We start from the raw sequence: 24,182 nt of genomic DNA, 5'->3' as shown, positions 1-24,182 counted from the left end.
ACTTTAGATTTCAGATTCTTAGCTTCCTAAAAACCTAATCACTTATAATCCAAAATGCTTTATTTAAATTTTTTGCAAAGGTAATCTTTTTTAGTTTGCAGTCACAGTTTTAAGTATTCAGTCAAAAAAACTGATCAAAATGGGACTCCAAACTAAAGCATACTACTTTTTTAGCAATTATTTTTTTGATATATTTTAGTTTACAATTCAGTTACAGTTTTCAGACTGAGACTGTAAACCGAGACTGAAAACTCTTTTTACTGGTTATACCCAAATCGTTTCAGCATATTTGCGTTGCTTCTCCAATTTTTGTTCACTTTTACATAAAGTTCGATATGAATTTGTTTTCCGAAGAATTTCTCTAAATCAGCACGGGCATCGGTTCCAACTTTTTTCAAAGCTGCACCTTTATGTCCGATAATGATTCCTTTTTGAGTGTCGCGTTCCACCATAATTACCGAACGGATTCTAATAATATTGTCTGTTTCATGAAATTCTTCTGTTACGATTTCAACTGCGTATGGAATTTCTTTAGCGTAATTCAATAAGATTTTCTCACGGATAGTTTCATTAACAAAGAAACGTTCTGGTTTGTCCGTTAATTGGTCTTTCGGGTAATAAGCTGGAGATTCTGGCAATAATTCGATAATTCTTCCGAAAACTTCTGGAACGTTGAAATTCTGCAAAGCTGAAATTGGGAAAATTTCTGCATTTGGTACTTTTTCTTTCCAAAAAGCCACTTGCTGTTCTAATTGTTCTTGGTTTGAATTATCAATTTTATTTAAAAGCAATAAAACCGGAATTTTAGCATGAATGATTTTCTTGAAGAAGTCTTCGTCTTTCAAGTTCTGCTCCCCTATTTCGACCATGTAGATTAAAATGTCAGCATCTTCAAAAGCCGATTTTACAAAGTTCATCATCGATTCCTGCATTTCGTATGCTGGCTTAATGATTCCAGGCGTATCAGAAAGAACCAATTGAAAGTCTTCTCCGTTTACGATTCCAAGAATTCTATGACGTGTAGTTTGTGCTTTTGATGTAATGATCGACAATCGTTCTCCAACGAAAGCGTTCATCAATGTTGATTTTCCAACATTTGGATTTCCGATAATATTTACGAAACCTGCTTTATGTGACATTTGCATGATATTTTAAGATGCAAAGGTAGTCATATCAACTCAATACAGAAAATAAAACATTTTTTAAAGTTTTCGTTGGATTTTTAAAAAATCGCCGTATCTTTGCACCCGAAACATCGCGGGATAGAGCAGTAGGCAGCTCGTCGGGCTCATAACCCGAAGGTCACAGGTTCGAGTCCTGTTCCCGCTACACAGACAAAAAGCTTCAGAGAAATCTGAAGCTTTTTTGTTTTTACCAAAAACGCATCCATGGCTTCTCCCGATTTAACAAAAAAAAGCTTATTTACAAAAGTGTTTTGATTTTAGAAATTAAATGCTAAATTAGCTATCTATCATCCTCTTATTTAAATATTTGCCTATTTATTCTCATTAGAAAATCCAAATATAATCTCGTTGTGTTTAATGGCAATAGACAAACAAAATAACACCTCGTTAATTACCTTTATAGATACCGAAATCGAATCGGCTAAAGGTAAAATCCTTGATATAGGTGCAATTAAAGAAGATGGTAATCGCTTTCATAGTGTTTCCCTAGGAAATTTTACCCAGTTTCTGAAAGGAAGCGAGTATATCTGTGGTCACAATATCTTAAATCATGATATTAAATTTATTGACCAAACTATCAATGAAGCTGGTGTTCCTCCTAGAAACATAATTGATACATTATATTTATCTCCCCTACTATTTCCAACAAAACCTTACCATGCTTTATTAAAAGATGATAAACTTCAGACAGAAGAACTTAATAATCCATTAAACGATTCCATTAAGGCTCGTGATTTATTTAATGGTGAAGTTGCCGCTTTTTCACAAATTGATGAAGTACTTAAAGAAATTTTTTATTCTCTTTTACATCCCACAAAAGAATTTGGTGCTTTTTTTCGTTTTATAAATTATAAGAGTACTAGATCCAATTTGGAAGCGCAGATTAGATTAAAATTCCAAGGTGAAATTTGCGAACACTCAAATATTAGCAAAATAAAGGCTGAACATCCCATTGAATTGGCTTACTGCCTATCGCTTATTAATTCATTTATAGTTCACAGAAACGTTTACTCCATTACGCCTCCCTGGGTTCTAAAGAACTATCCTGAGGTAGAAAGCATAATGTTATTATTACGAAGCAAACCTTGCATAACTGGATGCAATTATTGCAATAATGCTCTGAACATCCACAAAGGGTTAAAAAAATTTTTTGGTTTTGATTCTTATCGCACTTATGGAGGCGAACCTCTTCAAGAAAAAGCTGTTAATGCAGCTGTAAATAATAAGTCGGTTCTGGCTGTTTTTCCAACTGGCGGAGGAAAATCAATTACTTTTCAAGTTCCAGCACTTATGAGTGCCGAAAACTCAAAAGGACTAACTATTATAATTTCTCCACTCCAGTCTTTAATGAAAGATCAAGTTGACAACCTTGAAAAAAATGGAATAACGCAAGCGGTAACTATTAATGGACTATTAGACCCAATTGAAAGAGCAAAATCATTTGAAAGAATTGAAGATGGCTCTGCTTCTATTCTATACATTTCACCTGAATCTCTTCGCTCAAAGACTATCGAGAAGTTAATTTTAGGAAGAAAAATAGCCCGTTTTGTAATTGATGAAGCTCATTGTTTTTCATCATGGGGACAAGATTTTAGGGTTGATTATCTATATATTGGCGATTTTATAAAATTAATTCAAGAAAAGAAAAATCTAGACGAAGGTATACCAGTATCCTGCTTTACCGCAACAGCCAAACAAAAGGTAATTGAAGACATAAGAGACTATTTTAGAGAAAAATTATCAATCGAACTTGAATTATTTACATCAAAAGCATCAAGAACTAATCTTCAGTATAGAGTTTTTGAAAAGCAAAATGAAGAAGAAAAATATTTGGCTACGAGAGACTTAATTGAAGAGAAAAACTGTCCAACAATTATTTATGTATCCAGAACACTTAAAGCCAATAAGTTAGCTGACCAGCTATTAAAAGATGGCTTTAATGCTAAACCATACCATGGGAAAATGGACAAAAAGGAGAAGAATGAAAACCAGAATTCCTTTTTAAATGGCGAAACTCAAATTATGGTAGCCACTTCTGCATTTGGTATGGGAGTAGACAAAAAAGATATAGGGTTAGTCATTCATTATGAAATCTCCGATTCGCTCGAAAATTATGTTCAAGAAGCTGGACGTGCAGGCAGGGATGAAAATATATCAGGCGATTGTTTTGTATTGTTTAATGAGGAAGACCTCAGCAAACATTTTATTCTTCTTAACCAAACCAAACTTTCTATAAAAGAAATCCAGCAGGTCTGGAAAGCAATAAAGGATATTACTAGATTTCGATCTAAGGTATCTAATTCTGCATTAGAAATTGCCCGAAAAGCAGGTTGGGATGATAATGTTGCAGAAATTGAAACACGTGTAACTACAGCAATAGCAGCCTTGGAAGATGCAGGTTATTTAAAGCGTGGACAGAACATGCCAAGGGTGTTTGCAAGCAGCATTTTATCTAAAAATGCACAGGAAGCTATTAACAAAATAGAAGCTTCGAAAAAATTTGAAGAAAAGCAAAAGGAACAAGGTGTACGCATTATGAAAAAACTCTTTTCTAGTAAAAGCAGAAAAGAAACTAACAGCGAAACTCCAGAATCGAGAGTAGACTATATTAGTGATCATTTAGGCATTGTACGAGAAGAAGTCATCAATATTATAAGCTTATTGCGAGAAGAAAATATTCTGGCCGATGCCAAAGATTTGACTGCATTTATAAAAAATACAGACAATAAAAATCGGTCTTTAGCCATTGTAGAGTCATACAGCAAAATTGAAAAGTTTTTATTGTCGATATTAAAAGAAGATGAGAGTATTTTTCATTTGAAAGAATTAAATGAGTTTGCTGAAAAAGTGGGCTGTGAAGGTGTAAACACCAATAAAATAAAAACGATAATTAACTTTTGGTCTATTAAAAACTGGATTAAAAGAAAAAACTTAGATCATTTTAAGAACCATATTGCAATACTTTGCCTTCAAAGCAAGAAGCAATTAACTGATAAACTTGAAATACGATACGAACTTGCAAAGTTTATTGTTGACTTCTTTTTTAACAAAACCAGTTCCGAAACTGCAAAAAACCAGACAGATAAAGATGAAATTTTGGTCGAGTTTTCAGTACACGAACTAAAAGTTGCTTATGATAACAGCTCCAATCTTTTCAAAAAAGAAATAACTATTTATGACATTGAAGATACATTATTCTATCTTTCGCGCATCGAAGCAATAAAGATCGAAGGCGGTTTTCTTGTGGTTTATAATGCTTTAACAATCGAGCGAACTGAACAGGATAATAAAAAACGATATACTAAAGACGATTATCAAAAACTCAATCAATTTTATGAAAGCAAAGTCCAGCAAATTCACATAGTGGGCGAATATGCTCAAAGAATGATTAATGATTACAAAAATGCACTTCAGTTTGTAGAAGATTATTTTCAGCTCAACTACAGTTCCTTTTTAAATAAATATTTTAAAGGAAGCGAAAGACAGAACGAGATTAAAAGAAATATTACTCCAGCAAAATTTAGACAGCTATTTGGAGAACTTTCTCCCGCACAATTAAAAATTATAAAAGACAATGAAACACAACATATCGTTGTTGCTGCAGGTCCAGGCAGTGGCAAAACGAAGGTATTGGTCCATAAATTGGCTTCGCTATTGTTAATGGAAGATGTAAAACATGAACAATTGCTCATGTTGACGTTCTCAAGAGCTGCCGTTATCGAATTTAAAAAGCGTTTATTAAAGCTTATAGGTAATGCAGCCAATTTTATTGAAATTAAGACATTTCATTCTTATTGTTTTGATCTTTTAGGCAAGGTTGGCACTTTAGAAAAATCTACCGATATTTTAAACACTACAGTCGAAAAAATTAAAAACGGTGATGTTGAAACTAATAAAATAACTAAAACTGTTTTGGTCATCGACGAAGCCCAAGATATGAATTCTGATGAGTTTGCACTAATAAACGCTTTGCTTGAGCAGAATGAGGATATGAGAGTTATTGCAGTTGGAGATGATGATCAAAATATTTATGAATTTAGAGGCGCGAGTTCTAAATATCTTGAACAGTTCATCTATCAAAATAAAGCAATAAAACATGAATTGGTCGAAAATTATCGCAGCAAAAACAATTTGGTTATGTTTACAAATCAATTTGTTCAACAAATCCAGCACCGTCTAAAAGAAACACAAATTATTGCAAATCAAACTGATAATGGAAAAATCAAGATTGTTACGCACCAAAATGGCAATTTGATAACACCTTTGGTACACGACGTATGCAACGCAGATCTTTCTGGAACTACTTGTGTAATTACGAAAACTAACGAAGAAGCTATAAAAGTTGCAGGATTGCTTTTAAAAAATGGCATAATGGCAAAATTAATACAATCTAATGATGGTTTTAATTTGTCCAATCTTGTTGAAGTTAGATTTTTATTGAATAAAATAGATTCAGAATCGGGTGTTTACACCATTAGTGATGAAATTTGGGATAGGGCAAAAATTGAGTTAAATAACACTTTCCGTAAAAGCAACAAACTGGAGATTTGTCAGAATATCATAAAAGATTTTGAAACTACTAATCCTAATAGAAAATACAAATCTGATTTGGAAGTTTTAATTAGGGAATCTAAATTGGAGGATTTTTATAGTGAAAATGGCGAAACAATTTTTGTATCAACCATTCATAAAGCTAAAGGAAAAGAGTTTGACAATGTATATCTCTTACTTGAAAACTTTAATGCAATTACAGATGAAGCTAAACGTCAATTGTACGTAGCCATGACTCGAGCCAAACGCAATCTAAATATCCATTTAAATGGAGATTATCTCAATTTTTTAACTGCTGAAAATCTTGAACATAAAAATGATCTTGAAATTTATATGCCTCCTGATAAAATTGCTGTTCATGCAACCTTAAAAGATATTTGGCTTGACTTCTTTATAGAAAGACAAACTTTAGTTTCCCAACTCACGTGTGGAGAAATACTTTTTGTTGAAAGTAACGAATGCTTAAACTCAAGTGGTCAATCTGTGTTGAAATTCTCAAAACATTTCATTGAGAAAATCGAAATAATGAAATCAAAACAGTACGAATTAAAAAGCGCGAAGGTAAATTTCATATTGCATTGGTTTAAAGAAGAAACTGCACAGGATATCAAAGTTATATTACCTGAGCTTTATTTTGAAATCAATAGACATCATTAAAAATGAGATATTCTTTATTACAAGCCAACTAAAAATAAAAACAGATTCAGTTTTTTCTAGAGCTGCTTTATTGCACAATACTAAATCTATTTGTTAACATTTCATCTATCAAAAGCAATCTTTCTAGTTTTAGGCGAATTATAAACACAAGCTAAAATAACGAAAAACAAGCTACATAAGGAAGATAGCGATCTTATGTTATTCCAAAAGTTCCAACGGTCTTCGAAGATATTTCTCATTTGCTTCGCACTTGCATTTGTGGTATTTGTAAGGTCAAACAACTCCAGTTTATTATTCAGAGGAACGTTTACAAACGCCGTTACAGCAAACACACCAAGCGAATAAAATAGTGTAGCTGTCAAGAGCAAAAGAAACGACGGCTGTTTGTAGTGAACAAAACTGGTAATTGGGAGCATAATCAACGTTCCAAAAAAACAAATGAAAAATGGTATATTCTGAATCTCTCGATTGATGTTCTGCATGGCATTTAGAAATTCCTTATCGTTTAGTTTTCCCAATCCTAAGCTCACCGAAATCGAGTACGAAAAGAAAAGCCCAGCCATTAATGCTGTTGTCGTTGCCGTAACAATTAGTAGAATATTTGATGCTCTCATTTTAATTGGAAATACTAACGGTTCTTTTTAAATATTCATTGGTATTTAGTTGACGTATCATAAAATCTGCAACTTCTTTACGGGCAATTTTTAGATTGAGTTCTTTATAACTTCCGTCAAAACCGATACGATACGTATTGGTAATTTGGTCATCAGTAAAAGCACTGGGTCTAACAATTGTATAATCCAAATTACTGTTCAAAATATATTTCTCTTGCAACTTATGGTCTTGAAATGCTTTTTTTAGCAACATTCCGAACATGACGTGTTTCCAGATAAAATTAAGATTTCCATAGCTTTCGCCCAAGCCGAGAGTCGTTTGGCAAATCAGCCTATTTAATCCTTTTTTTCTCATGGCTTCAATAATGTTTTTTGTTCCTTCTGCACGTATTTTACCTTTTCTACCATCGCCTAAGGCACAAAAAACAGCTTCGTGATTCTGCAGGGCGTTTTCAACATCATTCAAACTCAAAACATCACCCACATGAATATAAAGGTTAGGATGAGAAATGCTTTGTAGTTTTTGAGGATCACGAACAAAAGCTGTTACTTCATCACCATTTTTTAATGCTTGTTTTACGATCTCAATGCCAACTGTACCTGTGGCTCCAAAGATTATAACTTTCATTGTATCAATATTTAAGATTAGTGATACAAAATTGCAATAGATAAATGTCCTAAAATAGAATAAAAGCGACAGTGATAATTATTTCTCAAATGATTTTGGAGTTTTACCAGTAAAAGCTTTAAAAACTTTTATAAAATGAGATTGATCTGAAAACCCATTCTGATATACAATGTCGGTATGTTTTTCATAATCTTTAACTGTTAATTGATCTAATGAGGCTTGAAATTGGATAATCTTGGCAAATTGCTTGGGAGTAAGCCCTGTTTCAGTTAGAAATCTTCGCTCAAAGGTGCGAATATTGAACTTTAATTTACCAGCAATTGAGCGGATACTTTCTTGACCTTTTGTTTGAAAAATGTATTCTATACCTTGCCGTATTTCAAAATCAAGGTTTTCCTTTTTCTTTTCAAAATACCGTAAAAGCAATTTTGATATAATTTCAATTTTATCTTTTACGCTTTCGCTCAATTCTAATTGTTTTTTAAGCCAGCTTATATCTTCTTCAGTATCATCAAAGTAGTAACAATTATCATTTATGCTCTGGGGCTGTATATCGAAAAATGTCTTCAAAACGTAGGGATACAACTGAAAAACGATAATAAGAAATGCGCCCGAAATCTCAAGCTCAATTGGCAAAATGGTTTGGCCATAAAGAAAAACTTCCGGCATCTTTTTATCGTGAGGTTTTACGATCAATCCGTGATCGGTTTGCTGAAACATTAAACCTGGACAACCATCTGCAAAAAAAGGCAATGTTGTATGTATATTTTTATTTTCATTTTCAAACACCCATATATTTTTCACAAAAAGAGAAATAGAGTCTTCGGGAACAATATTTTGATAGTTCATATTATTGTGATTACCGATTTTATATATATCAAATATCTGAAAATTTTCCAAAACGCAAATTTCGAGACATTTATGAAACTTTTCAACTGTCAACAACAGTAATAATAAAGCAATCTGGTTATTCAGAACTAGCTATTTTGCAATAACCTAAAAAACACAGTCTTCAAAAATATTTTTTTTCTATCTTCCCAAAATAAAATCATATAAAATGAGCCACCTGTTTTCAATAAAAAAATCATTTTTATTCAGCTTCATTGTACTAACCAGCTATTTCTTGGTTTCTTTCCATATAAAAAACGAAGAACAGAGCACTTCTTATAAAACCAAAAAAGTCCTGATTTTTTCTAAAACTAACGGTTTTAGACATGAAAGCATTCCCTCCGGAATTGTAGCGATAAAAAAACTGGGACAAGAAAATCATTTTATTGTAGACGCTACTGAAGATTCTCTGGCAATTAATTCCAAAAACTTAAAACAATACCAAGCCGTTATATTTTTAAGTGCTTCAGGTCATGTTTTAGGCGAAAATCAAAAATTAGCTTTCCAAAAATTTATACAAAATGGAAATGGTTTTGTCGGCATTCATTCGGCTACAAATTGCGAACCTGACTGGTCTTGGTACACCCAAATGATCGGCGGAATTTTTGAAGGACATCCTGAACCACAAAATGCTAAACTTATAATTGTAAATAACGAACATCCGTCTACAAAACATCTTCCAGCAATTTGGGAACGAAAAGACGAATGGTACAATTTTAAATATTTGAATCCAGACGTAAATGTGCTTATAAAAATTGATGAATCTTCATATAAAGGCGGCAAGCATGGCGATAATCATCCTCTGGCATGGTGTCATGAATATGATGGAGGCAGAGTATTTTACACTGCTTTAGGACACAGCTCTGAAAGTTATAGCGATCCTCTTTTTGTACAGCATTTACTCGGAGGAATTACCTATGCTTTAGGGAAATAGTTTATACAAACTTATACATCAAAAAAGATGAAATAATCAAATTTGTGTAAGGCATGATTTTCCAAACTAATAAGGAAAACTTCAGATTTCTCTGAAGCTTTTTTTTACTTGAATAAATACTGTCCAATTGTATACAAGCATTTAGTTTATTAGAAAATTTTACAAAGATCTTTTACATGCATTTAATCGTACCGCCATCTACCCTAATGGTAGCTCCACTAATGTAATTAGCATAAGTACTACAGAGATATGCAACTGTACCAGCAATTTCTTCAGGCTCTCCAAATCGTCCGGTATCATTTGGAATTAACTGTTCTACAGCCTTAGATTTTATTTCTTCTAAATTTGTCCCCCAATTAAACTTAGGTGCAGAATTTACAAGCCAATCTTCAACCATAGGATTTATAATTGCTCCAGGAGAAACAATATTTGAGGTTATTCCAGTTTCTTTCAATGATCTCGCAAGTGAGACAGAAAGATTATGTCTTGCAGCAAGGGTCGCATTATAATGTGGCTGCTCCTTAATAGGCTGTATGCCTAGTCCTCCACCTATATGAATAACTCGTCCCCAACCTAATGTTTTCATCTGCGGCACTATACGCTGAATCATTCTTACATATGAAACGACATTATTGTTATAAATTTCAGCCCAATCATCTGCTGTTGCTTCGCCCCAAGATTTATGGGATGTTGCCCCTGCGTTGTTAATTAAAATATCAATTTGACCATTTTTAAGAGCTGCAGAAGCAACCTCATCAGCTCCACTATCGGTACTAATATCTCCTAAAGCTATTTCAGCACTTCCTCCATTGCTAATAATTTCCTGACACACAACATTAGCACGATCTTTATTTCTACCATGAACTATAACAGTCGCTCCTTCATTTGCCAACATTTTAACTATTGATTCGCCAAGTCCCGAACTCGAACCCGTTACAAGCGCTCTTTTTCCTTTTAATTTTAAATCCATTTTATCTATAATTAATTATTCTTATTTTTTTGTAAAGGAGATATACCAAATTCTTTTTTGTATGCGTAAGAGAAATGAGACATATTAACAAAACCTATTTCTAAGTAAATGTCACTTGGGCTATGCTTGCAATTTTCTATTAAGTATCTTGCTTCAGAAAGCCGTTTTTTAGTAAGCCATCTGCTGGGAGTAATCTTAAACAATTTCGCAAAATCTCTTTTAAAGCCTGACAAACTGCGCCCAGTTAGAAAGGCAAATTTTTCCAATGGAACATTATATCTATAGTGGCCATTCATAAAACCTTCTAAATCCAGTTTTCCGGGCTCATTAAATTCAAACAGCATTTGCTTAATTTCAGGATCAATGTCAGCAAGTATTAAAACCAGTTCTTTAATTTTAATTCGTAAAGTTTCACTGTCAACCTCTTTTCTTTGGGTATATTCAATGAATAGAGCTACAGATTTTTTCAACATGCTATCTGCCCTGATAATCTTCACTCCTTCACCATGAAATCTTTCTGATTTAAAACCGATTTCTTTCGAAATTTCTTTAAGAGTATTTTGGTCAAAATGAATAGCTATTGACTTGAAACCGTCAGCCTCTGTATGCTTAATCGATTTTGTTAATTGATTTCTTCTAAAGAAGCGGTAATCACCAGCAGTAAAAGTATATTTCTTATGTCCTATCCATACATCGTGTCTGCCACTTATGATATAACTAAAGATGTGATCGGACACAAAAGCTTCACTTTCGACATTATCTCCCAAATAGAAGTTCTGCATAACCTTTGGCTCTGAAAGAGTTTGACCTTTTTTTGATTCCATTTTCTCCTCATTTTTATCTGATACAAATTTCTTAAATATATTAATCTGCTACTTTGTTCAAACGTCCAAATAAAGTGTAGTGGCCAAAAAAATTTTTCCCTAAATGATGCGTAACAAGTAGGTTATATATTTGAGCTTCCTGCTACTAAATCAAAAAGCTTCAAATTTCTCTGAAGCTTTTTTTATAAACATACTTTATCGAAATAAAACCCGTTATTGCTTTACAATTATTTAATATTATGTTTTCTCAATAACTGATTTTATATTATTAAATGTTTTCTTAAATTCGCAATTCCGTAATGAAACCATTTTTTTTCATTCTAAAATTATGATTTTCATAGAAATACCACAAAAAGAAACTTTATAATCTCTAAAAAACAATTTACACTATAATTACAATTCAACACAATGCTTAAAAAACACAACCCCAAATTTTTATTTTTTACCCTTTTAACATTATTTTTTTCTGTCAATACTTTTTCTCAAAAAAGTGTTTACGCCGGAATCGAAATTGGACGTAGAGCCATAAAAGTTTCTGTAATTGATGTAAACAACATCAGAAAAGCCGATTATAAAATCCTTTCTTTCTGGACTGAGAGAATTCCATTTGCCGATCATATTACTGCTAATGGCGAACTTACTCAAGAAGACATCACTAAGACTACCGTAACGGTTACCAACCAATTGCAAAAAATTAGAGCTGAAAATAAACTTCTTGAAGAAAACATCTTTATTGTAGCGGCTCCTGTTTTTGCATCTGCTCGTAATTTAGATGTGCTAAAAAACAAAATTGCTCTTTTAACTGGAAAACAATTAGAGGTATTAGATGTTAACGAAGAAGCAAAAACGCTTGTAAAAGGTGCTATTCCTCCTGTTGATTTTGCTAATGCTTTCCTTCTTGATATTGGTGCTCAAACTACAAAAGGAGGTTATATCGACGAACTTAAAGATGGTAAATTAGAATTTGTTCCGTTAGAACTTAATTTCGGAACCATGACTCTTACTGATGCTGTAGAAAAAACAGTGGTAAACAAAAGCCAAGTAAACGACATGTCGACTTATCAAGAAAAATCTTTTGATTATAATGTCATTCTACGTAAAAAGACTAAAGAATTATTTGATGCAAATCCACCTTTAGCTAAAAAGGATAAATTATACTTATCTGGTGGTGCTGTTTGGGCGTTTTCAACTCTTTTTTATGACGAAAATGTTAATAAAGATCATTACGTTGCTTTAACGCTTCAAGATGTTATCGATTATGATGCAATTCTTAAAAACAACTTTGGTAAGTTTACCAACCTTGCAAAAACAAACAAAGAAGCTGCTAGAGTTTTAAGCACTTACGATCAAAAGTATTTGATTTCGGCAAACAACATTCTTGTAACTTGTCTTGAAAGTATTCCAGACTACGCAACAAAGAAAATTTACTTTGTAAAAGAAGGGCAAGTAATCTGGTTGATCTCTTATATTGCTGACCGTTCGAAAAAAATAAATACTAACTTCTAGAAGTATTTTTTAAAATTTTATAAGCCTCGGAGAAATCTGAGGCTTTTTTTTCCTTCCATTTAGCGTAATATATTTCAAAATGGTTGCAACTTATAATTTGCAACCAGTTTTGCCATCCAAAGAGGCGGAGTTTTTCTTTTAAACTCTAATTTTAAAATCAAAGAAAATCTTACGTGAAATAAAACCACCGATTATGAAAAATTTAACCGCTTTTTTTATTATTGCACTTTTAGCATTAACGGCTTGCAAAAAAGAAAAATCAAACAGTGATTCTGAAGCATTAAAAGATTCGACTGTTGTGAAAACAGATTCTTTGGCACAGAAAAATAGCACTACTGTAACAGCAGCAAATTTTAACCGCGCAGAAACTGATCTTTATTTTTCAACCTCTGTCAAAGAATCAGGTGGTGTTGGAAACATGCACCATTACAAAACACTAATGCCAATTGACAAACAGACTGTTATTCGTGCCAATCGTGATGTTTTGTATTCTTCTGGCGTTTTTGATCTCGATGCAGGACCTGTAACGATAACGCTTCCTAACCCAGGAAAACGTTTTATGTCTATGCAAACAATCGACGAAGATCAATATTCTGAAACCTATTATGCCCCTGGAACTTTTACTTTTACCAAAGAAAAAGTCGGCACACGTTATTTGATGTTGGCTATACGAACATTTATTGATCCAAATAATCCTAAAGATCTTCCTGTTGTAACGGGTCTTCAAGACGCCATTAAAATTGACCAGAAAGAAAAAGGAACATTTGATATTCCAAATTGGGATCAGACGAGTCAGAAGAAAGTTCGCGATTCTTTAATTGAGGTTTCTAAAAAATTGTCTGACACCAAAGGAATGTTTGGCTCTAGAGGTAAAGTTGACGAAACCCTTCATTTACTTGGAAGTGCTACAGGTTGGGGCGGAAATCCTGAAAAAGATGCATTGTATCTTTCTGTAAACCCCAAAAAAAATGATGGAAAAACAGTTTACAAACTTAAAATAAAGAATGTTCCAGTTGACGGATTTTGGTCTGTGAGTGTATACAATAAAGCGGGATATTTTGAGAAAAACGATCTGAATATGTATACTTTAAACAATATTACGGCAAAAAAAGATGCTGACGGATCGATCACTATTCAATTTGGAGGCTGTGACGGAAAAACACCAAACTGTATTCCAGTTACTGATGGCTGGAATTATTGGGTTAGACTTTATCGTCCGCATAAAGAAATACTTAATGGCACATGGAAATTTCCTGAGGCTGTTGAGGTTAAATAAAATATAATATTATAAAAGCTGAAAGCTCTAGAGAAATCTGGAGCTTTTTTTATTATTTCACCTCATCGCAAAGTTCTTTAGTCCGCATTTCATTTATAATATCCAAAAGCTCCATTTCATCGGTTGGAAATAACTGAAGTGCTTGTTCTAAAACCAATCCGACATCTATTAAAGGTTTTTTATAATTATCATTTTCTAATGCCAAAATACACAGCTTTAGCATGTTTGTTATCACACAGCCTAATTCGGAGTAATTTAAAACATTGATTTCTGCATTGTAACCTTTCTCAGCCGATTTTAAAATATTTAAATATTGAGCTGATTGTTTTTTTAGATAATTTACTTTCTCTATTTCTGCCGTTTCCATTCTTTCAATTTTATATCATTTTTCAACAATTCAAATATCAGAATATACCTTCAATAAAAGGTTATCTTATATGATAACAATTGTTAATATTCCGCTAGGAATATCTCGTCGGTAGAAAAAAAATATTGCATCACATTGTGTCCTGTAGGGACATCTGATTTGCGAAACATTTTAACCAATCAAACCTACGGAACCTGTATTCGGAATTCAAATTTCGTTTCTACCGACGAGAGATTCCTACGGAATGAATAGATGCAAAATCTCGTGTATATTATCAAATATAAAAACCCAAAATGCGTAAACCCAAAAGGACTTACGCATTTTTTTGATGAAACATTATAAAAAAACGCCGTTTACCAACCTAAGAATGAAACTCCAATATTGAGTGCAAAATAGGATGTTGGATAGGGAATTTCTCCCGATTCAAAACAGTAATAATATTTACCAGCAGCGGTTAAAGCTACTTTGGAATCTATTTTATATTCCAAACCAATTTCAGGTTGCAAAGCAAAATTCCAAGATTCTTCTTCTAGAGTATAAATATACATATCTGTATTTCTTCGGTTGTAAACCATACCAATTCCCATTCCTGCGTACGAATTTATTTTATCGCTTTTTTTGAAATAATAATTTGCATTGGCCAAAATCGGAATCGCATTATTGGTTCTCCACTGTTTTCCCGAAAGAGAAGAAGTTCCTTCTGTATAAGTATCATAAGCAAGACTGCTATGAAAAACATTCCAGCCCGTGCTGAAACCAACTGTTAGCTCTGGTTTTACAAATCTTGCATAACTTAAAGAAAATCCGCGTGCGCTTACATCACTTATATAATCTGAAAGATCGCCTGTGGAAAATCCTAATGACCATGCCACATTGACTACAGAATTCTGCGCGCTCAAACTAATTGTTCCTAATAACATTAGGCTTGCTATAATCTTTTTCATGGTTAATTAGTTTTAAGATAAGGTGATTGTGTAAAAGCCTGATCGATTCCTTTGGTTACTCTTGAAACATCATAATCCCAAGTTACCAGCCCCGCAGCCGAAGCTACCCAAACCGCTGGACTCACTCCGCCAGGCCCAACACTTGAAGGATCTGATATTGTCATCAATAAATTTCCTGTTGTATAAGAACTTACCGAAACATAGGGCGGATAGTACCAGCCCCAATATGGCGGATAATATCCACCATACCACCAGTCATACCAATATGAGTAGAATACTGTTGTAGATTTCATAAAAGCTGGTGTAAACAATACATCTGGATTGCCGCTAATGTCTACTTTAGTCCAACCTAATGCGGTCATATTTTTATCAATTTGATTAAATATCGGTGTCGCATATTGATCTTCCATATAAACAAAAGTGGTATCGCCTTGAGATATTTTAACATCGACAACAATTTTGTTAGGTCTTGCATAAGTGGCTTGGGCAGCAAAATCATATTCGGAGATATAATCAGTGTAGACCACATCTAAATCCGAATAACTGTCAGGTCCTTCAATCTGGCAGCTAATGAGCGAAATGAATGCTCCAAGACATAAAAATAGATTCTTTTTACTTTTCATTTTCATTAATAATTTAAGTTAGTTTAAACTGTTTGCAAAATCTTTCATTTAACGAGTAAACAATATACTTTTGACATATTCAAAATTGCTTTTAATAAGTGTCTATCTTCTTCTTCCGCCACCTCCGCCGAAGCCTCCGCCACCTCCGAAACTGCCACGAGAACCGCCTCCCATTTGTCCTGCACTTGGTCTTGACGAAGAACCTCCTGCTCTATTAAAATTAGATCCTGAAGAGCTTCCTCTATTGAGGTTTGAAGTTCCCGCACTTGGCGACGCACTCTGGCGAGTTCTTCCAGATGCACCAGTATTTCCTGCTGATGGACGCGTGCTTGCTGAAGGACGTGAATTGCCTCGATTGGTATTGTATCTATTATTGGCAGAATTGTCGCGTACGGTATTAGAACGCATTTTATTATTGTTGTAATTATTAAAACTGTTTCTGTTATTAATATATACATTGTTTCCGCCATGATAATGTCCACCGTGATAACCATGATGATGGTAATAATGGTTGTGACGATAAATCCCTACAGCCATTACCGTAAAAGCGGCGAAATACGGTGGATAAAATCCATAGTAATAAGGTGGATAATATGGCACATAAGCCGGAGAATATACATATTGTACAATTGGCACCGTTTCTACCACAACTGCTGTTACGGCTGGCGAACTTTGCACAGGATCGTCTCCTGCATAGGCTGGATTTGCTGTTTTTGCTGGTGAGGACTTGCTTACTGGTTCAATAACATAATCTTTTCCATATAGCAGTTCGTCGCCTACAATCTGCATTTTTACTTTGCCGTTTTTATCTTTGTCGACCAAAATAACTGCAACATCCTGATTCTCATTTTTGTTTACAGCAACTTGAAGAATAAAAGTAAATGAATTGCCATTTTTCTTTGTAATTACTTTTATAAAGTCAACTTTTTTATCCAGATTCAAATCCAGGTTATTGATTCCTGTTTTCTCCAAATTTAAGTTTTTCTCAAATTCCTCAATGGTTTTTGATTTCTGAAACAGGGTCATCACGGCATACAAATCAAGATTATCGCCAGGCAGCCCAAGTTCTGGACCATCATTATCCGATTGGCAAAAAATCAACTGGGCAGACATGATTAATGCGATTGTCAAATATTTTGTAAATATCTTTATCATAGTAAGAGTATAAAATATTAATAAGAGGGAGTAGAAAATGATCTTTTATACTTTCTACTCTGTACGCAGAAATCGTCTAGTGTTTTTTGGTTTTATCCAATTCTCCAATAAAAGGAATAACATCTTGAATTTCTGCTCGTATGGTCACTTGTAGATACTGCTCAAGCTGTACAAATTTTGCGGCATTGATTCCGCCAATAGCTTTTACCAATTTAGAATGTGTTTTGGCAAGGAGTTTTTCAGAGTCTTGATTGTATTTCAAATTTTTTGAAGTTAATTCTGTCGCTTTGGCATCACTTAAGGTTGCATAATTCTTTCCGTAATCTTCTAAAATCAGAATCTTTTGCTGGCTCAAAGCTTTACGTTCCGTTTCGTATTTATCATAAATAGGCTGAAATGCTGCAGCTTGCGCATCAGATAAGCTTAAATATTCGTTGACTACATCGGCTTTTGATTTTCCATAAAGATCTTGGATTAAATTAATCTCATCAACAGAAGTTTGTGCTGTGGCATTCAATGCAAAAGCTATCGACAGTATAAATAGTATTTTTTTCATAATATTAATTTTATAGGGTTTTTAATGTACAGAATACTCTTTTGTAAAAGGCATTTACTCTACCAATCCATCAGAAGCGCTCATATCTCTTACGCATACATATTTGCCATCTCTTTTTTCAAAAAAGCTCATGTAGTTTCCTGTATTAATTGGCGTTTTGGTAGAATCTGTTACTTTATAATATCCTACTTCTACAACCATTTTCCCGTCATTAGAAACAAAAACTTCTTTGGTTTCAAATGATATAATATTGGTATTATTGGTCAAATCTGATTTTAAAAATTCATATCTGGCTTCTTTGCCAATAATCGGTGGTCTGTTCTGATAAAAAGTTATCGCATCATCTGCATAATACCCTATTTCTTTGAGCTGGCCTGCATTGTATGTCGCAGCATATTCATTCTCTTTTGCCTGAATCTGTTTCTTGATTTCTTTTAGGTCAACTACAGCGTTTTCATCCTTTTTTGTATTGCAGGAAACCAATAAAGCAGAGAGTCCTGCGAGAACCGCTCTTATAACTATTTTATTTTTCATACACATTAAATTTTCAAGTTGATATTACATTATTCCCTTTTACTAATAGACACAAAAGCAGCTGTTGCCTTTAGCAATGATTTTATCAGCATCAATAATAATATTAGGATCATAAGTTTAGATTTGCTTAAAAAATAAGATTAATATTCTTCGAATATTCTTTGGAGTTCTGCTAAACTTCTCTGTTTCAGCAATGCTACTGACAATAAGATTCTAGATTTCTGCGGATTCAAAGCATATGAAGCAATTAGCCCGAGTTCATCATCATTGCATTCTACATTTCGGCTTACAAGTCCAGTTGCAACGCGAGTGCTTCTAACTACGATAATTCCTTTTTTGCTGGCTCTTGCGCAAGCATCTAGAGAAGCTTTATTCATATTTCCATTTCCTACTCCAGCAATTACAATTCCTTTAGCACCGCGTTCTATCGAGGCATCAATCAAATCTGGTTTCATATCCGCATCAGCATAAATAATATCTACTCGTGGAAAAGAGCTAACGCCTTTAATATCAAATTCTGAGTTTTTTCCAAATTTTTGACTAGGGTAATTAAAGAAATCATTAGTTCCGTAGGAAGTAATACCTATAAGTCCACGAAGCGGGGACATAAAAGTCTGGACAGCCGTCGTGCTCACTTTTGTTAGAGATTGAGCTGAATGAATCCAGTCGTTCATCACCAAAAGCACTCCGCGTCCTTTTGCTTTAGGATCGCCAGCTACTGCAATCGCATTATAAAGATTTAAAGGTCCGTCTGCACTAATTGCTGTTGATGGACGCATTGACCCCACAAGCACTATTGGTTTATCTGTTTTGGTAGCTAGATTTAAAAAATAAGCCGTTTCCTCCATCGTATCGGTTCCGTGTGTAATTACAAAGCCGTCTACATCATTGCTATTGGCTAATTCATTAATTCGATTGGCTACTTTCAGCATAATTTCAAAGGACATATCCTGAGATCCGACATTAGCAATTTGCTCCCCTTTTATATCAGCTACTTTCAAAGCATCTGGAATTGCATTTACCATTGCATCAATGGTAACTTGACCCGAAGTATATCCTGACTGTACTCCCGTCTTAGCAGAACCGGCAATCGTTCCGCCTGTTGCCAATATTAGGACTTTAGGTTTTGTTTGTCCGAACATGCTTATGCTTAGTGACAACATCACAAGCAAAAGGATTTTATTGCAAAAGTTGATATTTAATTTCATGTTTTGTTTATTTAAGGTTGAGGTTATTTTTGGCCTGTTAAGGTTGCTGGATCAAGCAGTTTCTTAATTTGGTCTTCTGTCAGCAATTTCTTTTCACGTATAAGTTCTAGAATACCTTTATTGGTTGCCAGTGCTTCTTTGGCCAGTTCAGTTGTTTTTTCGTAACCCAAAACAGGATTCAAAGCCGTTACAACTCCAACACTTCTGTCCATATAATGGGCTAAAATGTCTTTGTTTACGGTAATGCCATCAATACAATTTTTTCTAAACAATGGCATGGCTTTAAAAAACAATCCTTGCGATTCCATCATGGCAATGGCTTGAACAGGTTCAAAAGCATTTAACTGCAATAAACCAGATTGCGCGGCAATCGTTACGGTCAAGTCATTCCCCATAACTTTAAAGCACAATTGATTCATAAGTTCTGGCATAACGGGATTTACTTTCCCTGGCATAATGGAAGATCCTGGCTGAAGTGCAGGCAGATTAATTTCGAAGAAACCAGTACGAGGGCCAGAAGCCAAAATGATCAAATCGCTGCTTATTTTTGCCAATGCAACTGCCATACTCTTAAGCGTAGAAGAGTACATTACAAAACCTTGCTGGCTAGTTGTAGCGGCAATAAGATCTTTACTCATTACGATTGGTTTACCTGTAATTTTTGCAAGATGCGTGGCTACTTTTTCTGCATAACCTGGAGAGGCAGTAATTCCTGTACCTATAGCTGTCGCTCCCATATTTTGTTCGCATAGATAAACTTCAGATTTTTTTAAAGCGTTAATTTCCGCATCAAGCTGATTTCCGAAAGCATGAAACTCCTGTCCAACGGTCATTGGCACAGCATCCTGTCCTTCAGTTCGTCCCATTTTTATGATGTCTTTAAATTCATCTCCTTTTTTATGGAACGCTTTTGCCAAAAGATCGGCTTCTTTCAGCAGTTTATCGTTATGAAGCAATAATGCCACTTTTATTGCTGTTGGGTAGACATCGTTTGTTGATTGCCCCATATTCAGATCATCGTGAGGTTCAATGTATTGGTATTCGCCTTTTTTATGTCCGCTTAATTCCAATGCAATATTGGCGAGAACTTCGTTCACATTCATATTGGCCGAAGTACCAGCGCCACCTTGATACAAATCAACAAGAAATTGATCATGATATTTGCCGTCAATTACAGCTTGACAAGCTTTTTCAATAGCAGCAAGCCTATCTTTTTTGAGTCGACCCACATCAGCATTCGCACGTGCCGCAGCAAGTTTTACCATTGCAAAAGCCTTAACATACTCAGGATAAAATTGCGTTGTCATCCCGCTTATCTGAAAGTTTTCTAACGCACGAGCTGTCTGCACGCCATAGTAAGCATTTGCAGGAATTTGTTTTTCTCCTAGAAGATCTTTTTCGGTTCGGGTCTGAGCATTAAGAGTGCCTAAAGACAATCCGAACAATAGCAGATATTGTACAGTTTTATACATATTTTTCTTTTTTATTGATTAAAAACAAAAGGCTTTTACTGATTTCTTTTATAAAATGATTGTGAGAAATTATATCTAAAAGAAAACTGTATTTTATTTATTGAAGTACTCCAGCCATCGTTGAAATTTTCGCAGTTACCCCACTGAAATTCAACTCCGACCATACAATTTTTTACAGGAGTATACAAAAGGTTTCCTAGAACGTACTGCCCCTTTTTAAAAGCATCATCCGTCTGTCCGTCTGAGTTATCGATATCAATCATAGAATACCCTATTGCAGTGCTAAACTTATCGCTCCAGTTATGATCTAAAAAGGCTACAACTCCAACTAGAGGAAGGGCAACTCCTTTTACCGGAGTTACCGGATTGCCAAAATTGTTTTCGATACCTACATCGACAGGAGCATCATTCATGTAGTTCTGAATTCCTTCGCCATAAACGACCTGCCCTCTAAAAACATCATTTTTACTAAAATTAATGTTGGTGCTTAAATTAAGCCCCCATCCTACAGCATCGCCAGACAAGTCATACTGGTCATTATTTTGGTCTTTCCATTCAATTTTTCGAACTATACCGGCTAACTCAATATACCCCCATTTTGTAGCATGATGGTATTCTGCTGAAAGATCTGGCAACGGAAATCTTGCTTTTACCCCCTGCAGTTCCACACGGTTGGCATAATCACCCTGATCGGCACTTGCTCCAGGTCTCTCTAATGCAATGGTTAAACGGGTATCGCCTTGAATGGGCATGTAGCGAATTTGAATATTTCTAAAAAATACCATTCCGGTTGGCCCCCAATATTCAAGCGAATTTGGAAACACACCAATATCCATAAAAGGACTCCAAGTTTGTCCTGCTCCAAATTTTCCTAATTCGGCGTAAGCGTGACGCAGACGAAAAGTAGTCTGTCCAGCGTCTACACCCGTACCGAACAATTCAAACTCAAAGTGTGTTTTTAATTCTCCGATCCCAGTATCAAAATAATTTTTAAAACCTAATCTGGTTTGACGAACCGAAGCGTAGTAACTGCCATCTGGTCCATATTCATTTTTAAAGGAAGGCAGTTTAGTCGGCCTTACCACATCATACCAATCTGATTGTATCTGATTGAAATTATAGCCGATATCGGTCATAATAAATCCGTAGATTTCCATACTTTTATTCCCTTCGTCTTGTGCCTGAGCAAAAGCTGAAATGAGAAAACAAATTATAATGGCCCGATGCTTCATCGTTACCATTTGTAAAAACCTTTTCTTCATAATGATTATAGTTTGTTTGTTGTGGGATACTATTTTTCATCTGCTTTTTACAATTCTGGCATAAAATAAAACTCCTTATTATTAAAGAAATCTGCGGGTTACTCAGTCTGCTTTTTTATAACTAAACCATCTTTTTACAAATGCACTTTTTTGAAAAAAAAGGATTCAAAACATTTTCAGACTAAATATTAAACCAATTCTTATTAAAAAAAAGAGTTGTTCGACTGGCATTTACACTGATTATCAAACAAATATAGATAATACTGGGACTCGATTAGAGTTAATAACCGTTACATTTAACGGTTAAAAATATCAGATTAATAATACTAACATGTTAAAAATTTTCATAAATTTATATCTTCATAAATATTTGGTTTTTAACATTTTATACGCCGTGTGACTTTTTTTATATTAATAATTTTAAATAATTTATTATGGAAATAAAAAAAATCCCCTCGGATAAAATCTATGATGAACTGGAAAATGTTTTAAAGTTTTATTCATTTAAGAACTCAACGCTATTAACTAATTTTCTTCGTTATATTGTCACAGAAACTATAGACGAAAGACAGCAGTTCATCAAAGAATATTCTATAGCAGTAAATGCTTTAAGCAGACCCTCTCATTTTAACCCTCATGATGACGCAATGGTTCGAATTCATGCAGGACGATTAAGAAAATTACTTCATGAGTATTATTCAACAGACGGAAAAGATAATTCTGTAATTATTCATGTCCCAAAAGGCGGTTATGTCCCAGAATTTATTCATAATAATAAAATTAGGCATGCTGATGCCCTCGCCAGCATCCAAAAAACAAATCCGGTGATTACAGTTTTTCCTTTTAAATCAATGGTTCTTCGTCCAGATTTGGAAGCTTTTTCGCAGATTCTTTCTGAAGAAATCAGTGCCGAACTCTCCCGTTTTCAGGATATATCTGTCATTGGCCATTTTCCTTCTGAAATTATTTCAAAAATTAATGAAAATATCCTTGAGGCTGCTCAACTGGTCGGAGCAGATTTTATCATTACTGGTCATATCCAAATTATCGATAACAAGCTGCAGATCAGGATAAATCTGATAAATTCTTCTTCGGGCAAATTTGTATTGACAAAGTTATTTACACCCGCTACAATAGATGATGGCATAAGAATCCAGAATGAAATCGTAAAGGATATTGTGGCTTCTATGGGCGGATACTATGGCATTATTTTTAAAGAAATAATAAAAACCGCACCTTCTAAAATAGCAGACAACTCCAGTGTATTAAAGGCAATTTGCAGTTACAATGAATATCAGTCTTATTATTCGATCCAAAATTATGCTAATGCTCTGTCCCATTTAAACGAAGCTGTAGAATTAGCCCCAAACCATGCCATTGTTTGGGCAATGCTTGGCGAAATGCATTTGGCTTCTCTTGCCTTGGGATTAGACAATTGCAAAAAAACAATAGAAAAAAGCAGTCATTGCGTCTCAAAAGCCTTAACAATCGATCCCAATTGCCAGCAGGCATGGCATGCGCTGACACTTTTAAACTGCTTTAAAAAAGATCAGGATAATTGTCTTGCCGCTGCAGAACAATGCATAAAAATAAATCCTAATTCATCTGGAATTGCTTCAGGAGTAGGCTGCATGCTTATTTTTGCCGCGTATTTTGAGAAAGGCTTCAATTTGTTAGAAAATGCAATCCGCATAAATCCTTCACACCCTTGGTGGATTACCATTGGCTATTGCTGTTATTACATTCATAAAAAGGATTATCAGAAGTCTCTGTATTGGGCTGATAAAATGGATTTTAGCGAAACTATCTGGGATTCTTTGCTAAAAGCAATTTCTCTATCGCTATTGAATGAGGATGCAAAAGCGAAAATACAATTAAATAACCTTCTAGAACTACAACCTCAAACTGCAACAGAAATTAAAGAAATACTTTCTAGCTTTATTTTTTCTGATGAAGTTGTTTTTAGAATGGTAAACAGCTTGAAAAGAATTGGACTAAAAGATGATCTTTTAAATTAGAAACAAAAAAC

At 34.3% G+C, this 24,182-nt stretch carries 20 protein-coding genes and 1 tRNA gene; 6 read left to right on the top strand and 15 right to left on the bottom strand.

The features are described from left to right. Positions 1 to 257: 257 nt before the first annotated feature. Positions 258 to 1,139, bottom strand: coding sequence for a GTPase Era (era, locus tag BLP44_RS21220; RefSeq protein WP_091136015.1), 882 nt, complete (start codon positions 1,137 to 1,139; stop codon positions 258 to 260). A gap of 117 nt (positions 1,140 to 1,256) precedes the next feature. On the opposite strand from era, the gene BLP44_RS21215 reads away from it, so the two are divergent. Both BLP44_RS21215 and BLP44_RS21210 read left to right on the top strand, forming a co-directional pair. Further along, a tRNA-Met gene (locus BLP44_RS21215) sits at positions 1,257 to 1,329 on the top strand. A gap of 212 nt (positions 1,330 to 1,541) precedes the next feature. Continuing rightward, positions 1,542 to 6,392, top strand: a complete 4,851-nt coding sequence (locus BLP44_RS21210) for a RecQ family ATP-dependent DNA helicase (RefSeq protein WP_091136012.1) — start codon at positions 1,542 to 1,544, stop codon at positions 6,390 to 6,392. 101 nt (positions 6,393 to 6,493) lie between these two features. On the opposite strand, the gene BLP44_RS21205 is transcribed toward BLP44_RS21210, so the two are convergent. The 3 genes from BLP44_RS21205 to BLP44_RS21195 all read right to left on the bottom strand — a co-directional run bounded on the left by BLP44_RS21205 (position 6,494) and on the right by BLP44_RS21195 (position 8,534). Further along, a complete protein-coding gene (locus tag BLP44_RS21205) occupies positions 6,494 to 7,006 on the bottom strand; it encodes an anthrone oxygenase family protein (protein ID WP_091136008.1) in 513 nt (170 codons plus the stop codon). A gap of 1 nt (position 7,007) precedes the next feature. Beyond that, the gene (locus BLP44_RS21200; RefSeq protein ID WP_091136006.1) at positions 7,008 to 7,634 is read right to left on the bottom strand and encodes an NAD(P)-dependent oxidoreductase; all 627 of its coding nucleotides are present in this window, start codon (positions 7,632 to 7,634) and stop codon (positions 7,008 to 7,010) included. Between the two features lie 78 nt (positions 7,635 to 7,712). Further along, positions 7,713 to 8,534 (bottom strand): helix-turn-helix domain-containing protein, encoded by an 822-nt coding sequence (locus BLP44_RS21195; protein ID WP_244511831.1) that lies wholly within the window; start codon positions 8,532 to 8,534, stop codon positions 7,713 to 7,715. Positions 8,535 to 8,691: 157 nt separating this feature from the next. Between BLP44_RS21195 and BLP44_RS21190 the strand changes: the two genes are divergently transcribed. Then, positions 8,692 to 9,456 (top strand): ThuA domain-containing protein, encoded by a 765-nt coding sequence (locus BLP44_RS21190; RefSeq protein WP_091136003.1) that lies wholly within the window; start codon positions 8,692 to 8,694, stop codon positions 9,454 to 9,456. A gap of 172 nt (positions 9,457 to 9,628) precedes the next feature. Here BLP44_RS21190 and BLP44_RS21185 read toward each other — a convergent pair whose 3' ends face one another. Continuing rightward, entirely contained in the window at positions 9,629 to 10,426 is a 798-nt protein-coding gene (locus BLP44_RS21185; protein WP_091135999.1) for an SDR family NAD(P)-dependent oxidoreductase, read from the bottom strand. A gap of 11 nt (positions 10,427 to 10,437) precedes the next feature. Next, positions 10,438 to 11,250, bottom strand: a complete 813-nt coding sequence (locus BLP44_RS21180) for an AraC family transcriptional regulator (RefSeq protein WP_091135995.1) — start codon at positions 11,248 to 11,250, stop codon at positions 10,438 to 10,440. A gap of 408 nt (positions 11,251 to 11,658) precedes the next feature. On the opposite strand from BLP44_RS21180, the gene BLP44_RS21175 reads away from it, so the two are divergent. Both BLP44_RS21175 and BLP44_RS21170 read left to right on the top strand, forming a co-directional pair. Then, positions 11,659 to 12,756 carry an exopolyphosphatase gene (locus tag BLP44_RS21175; protein ID WP_091135992.1) on the top strand — a complete coding sequence of 366 codons (1,098 nt, stop codon included), beginning with the start codon at positions 11,659 to 11,661 and terminating at the stop codon, positions 12,754 to 12,756. Between the two features lie 193 nt (positions 12,757 to 12,949). Then, a complete protein-coding gene (locus BLP44_RS21170; protein ID WP_091135988.1) occupies positions 12,950 to 14,032 on the top strand; it encodes a DUF1214 domain-containing protein in 1,083 nt (360 codons plus the stop codon). Positions 14,033 to 14,084: 52 nt separating this feature from the next. Here BLP44_RS21170 and BLP44_RS21165 read toward each other — a convergent pair whose 3' ends face one another. From BLP44_RS21165 to BLP44_RS21125, 9 genes are all read right to left on the bottom strand, one after another. Then, positions 14,085 to 14,399 carry a hypothetical protein gene (locus BLP44_RS21165; RefSeq protein WP_091135984.1) on the bottom strand — a complete coding sequence of 105 codons (315 nt, stop codon included), beginning with the start codon at positions 14,397 to 14,399 and terminating at the stop codon, positions 14,085 to 14,087. Positions 14,400 to 14,752: 353 nt separating this feature from the next. After that, positions 14,753 to 15,343, bottom strand: coding sequence for an outer membrane beta-barrel protein (locus BLP44_RS21160; protein ID WP_091135980.1), 591 nt, complete (start codon positions 15,341 to 15,343; stop codon positions 14,753 to 14,755). A 2-nt stretch (positions 15,344 to 15,345) separates the two neighbouring features. Beyond that, complete coding sequence (locus tag BLP44_RS21155; protein ID WP_202802109.1) at positions 15,346 to 15,966, bottom strand: DUF4136 domain-containing protein; 621 nt, start codon at positions 15,964 to 15,966, stop codon at positions 15,346 to 15,348. Positions 15,967 to 16,068: 102 nt separating this feature from the next. Continuing rightward, complete coding sequence (locus BLP44_RS21150) at positions 16,069 to 17,121, bottom strand: hypothetical protein (protein ID WP_244511830.1); 1,053 nt, start codon at positions 17,119 to 17,121, stop codon at positions 16,069 to 16,071. A gap of 76 nt (positions 17,122 to 17,197) precedes the next feature. Continuing rightward, positions 17,198 to 17,677 (bottom strand): hypothetical protein, encoded by a 480-nt coding sequence (locus BLP44_RS21145; RefSeq protein ID WP_091135972.1) that lies wholly within the window; start codon positions 17,675 to 17,677, stop codon positions 17,198 to 17,200. 54 nt (positions 17,678 to 17,731) lie between these two features. Further along, a complete protein-coding gene (locus BLP44_RS21140) occupies positions 17,732 to 18,211 on the bottom strand; it encodes a YybH family protein (protein WP_091135968.1) in 480 nt (159 codons plus the stop codon). Between the two features lie 140 nt (positions 18,212 to 18,351). Then, positions 18,352 to 19,419, bottom strand: coding sequence for a type II asparaginase (locus BLP44_RS21135; RefSeq protein ID WP_008467035.1), 1,068 nt, complete (start codon positions 19,417 to 19,419; stop codon positions 18,352 to 18,354). A 23-nt stretch (positions 19,420 to 19,442) separates the two neighbouring features. Then, complete coding sequence (locus BLP44_RS21130; protein ID WP_008467036.1) at positions 19,443 to 20,891, bottom strand: aspartate ammonia-lyase; 1,449 nt, start codon at positions 20,889 to 20,891, stop codon at positions 19,443 to 19,445. Positions 20,892 to 20,926: 35 nt separating this feature from the next. Further along, positions 20,927 to 22,153 carry a DcaP family trimeric outer membrane transporter gene (locus tag BLP44_RS21125; protein WP_244511829.1) on the bottom strand — a complete coding sequence of 409 codons (1,227 nt, stop codon included), beginning with the start codon at positions 22,151 to 22,153 and terminating at the stop codon, positions 20,927 to 20,929. 434 nt (positions 22,154 to 22,587) lie between these two features. Here BLP44_RS21125 and BLP44_RS21120 point away from each other — a divergent pair, with 434 nt between their 5' ends. Continuing rightward, complete coding sequence (locus tag BLP44_RS21120; protein ID WP_091135961.1) at positions 22,588 to 24,171, top strand: tetratricopeptide repeat protein; 1,584 nt, start codon at positions 22,588 to 22,590, stop codon at positions 24,169 to 24,171. Positions 24,172 to 24,182: the final 11 nt, after the last annotated feature.

It is taken from the genome of Flavobacterium anhuiense, from assembly GCF_900101855.1.
Lineage (GTDB): Bacteria > Bacteroidota > Bacteroidia > Flavobacteriales > Flavobacteriaceae > Flavobacterium > Flavobacterium anhuiense.
This window is presented reverse-complemented; position numbering and strand designations above follow the sequence as displayed.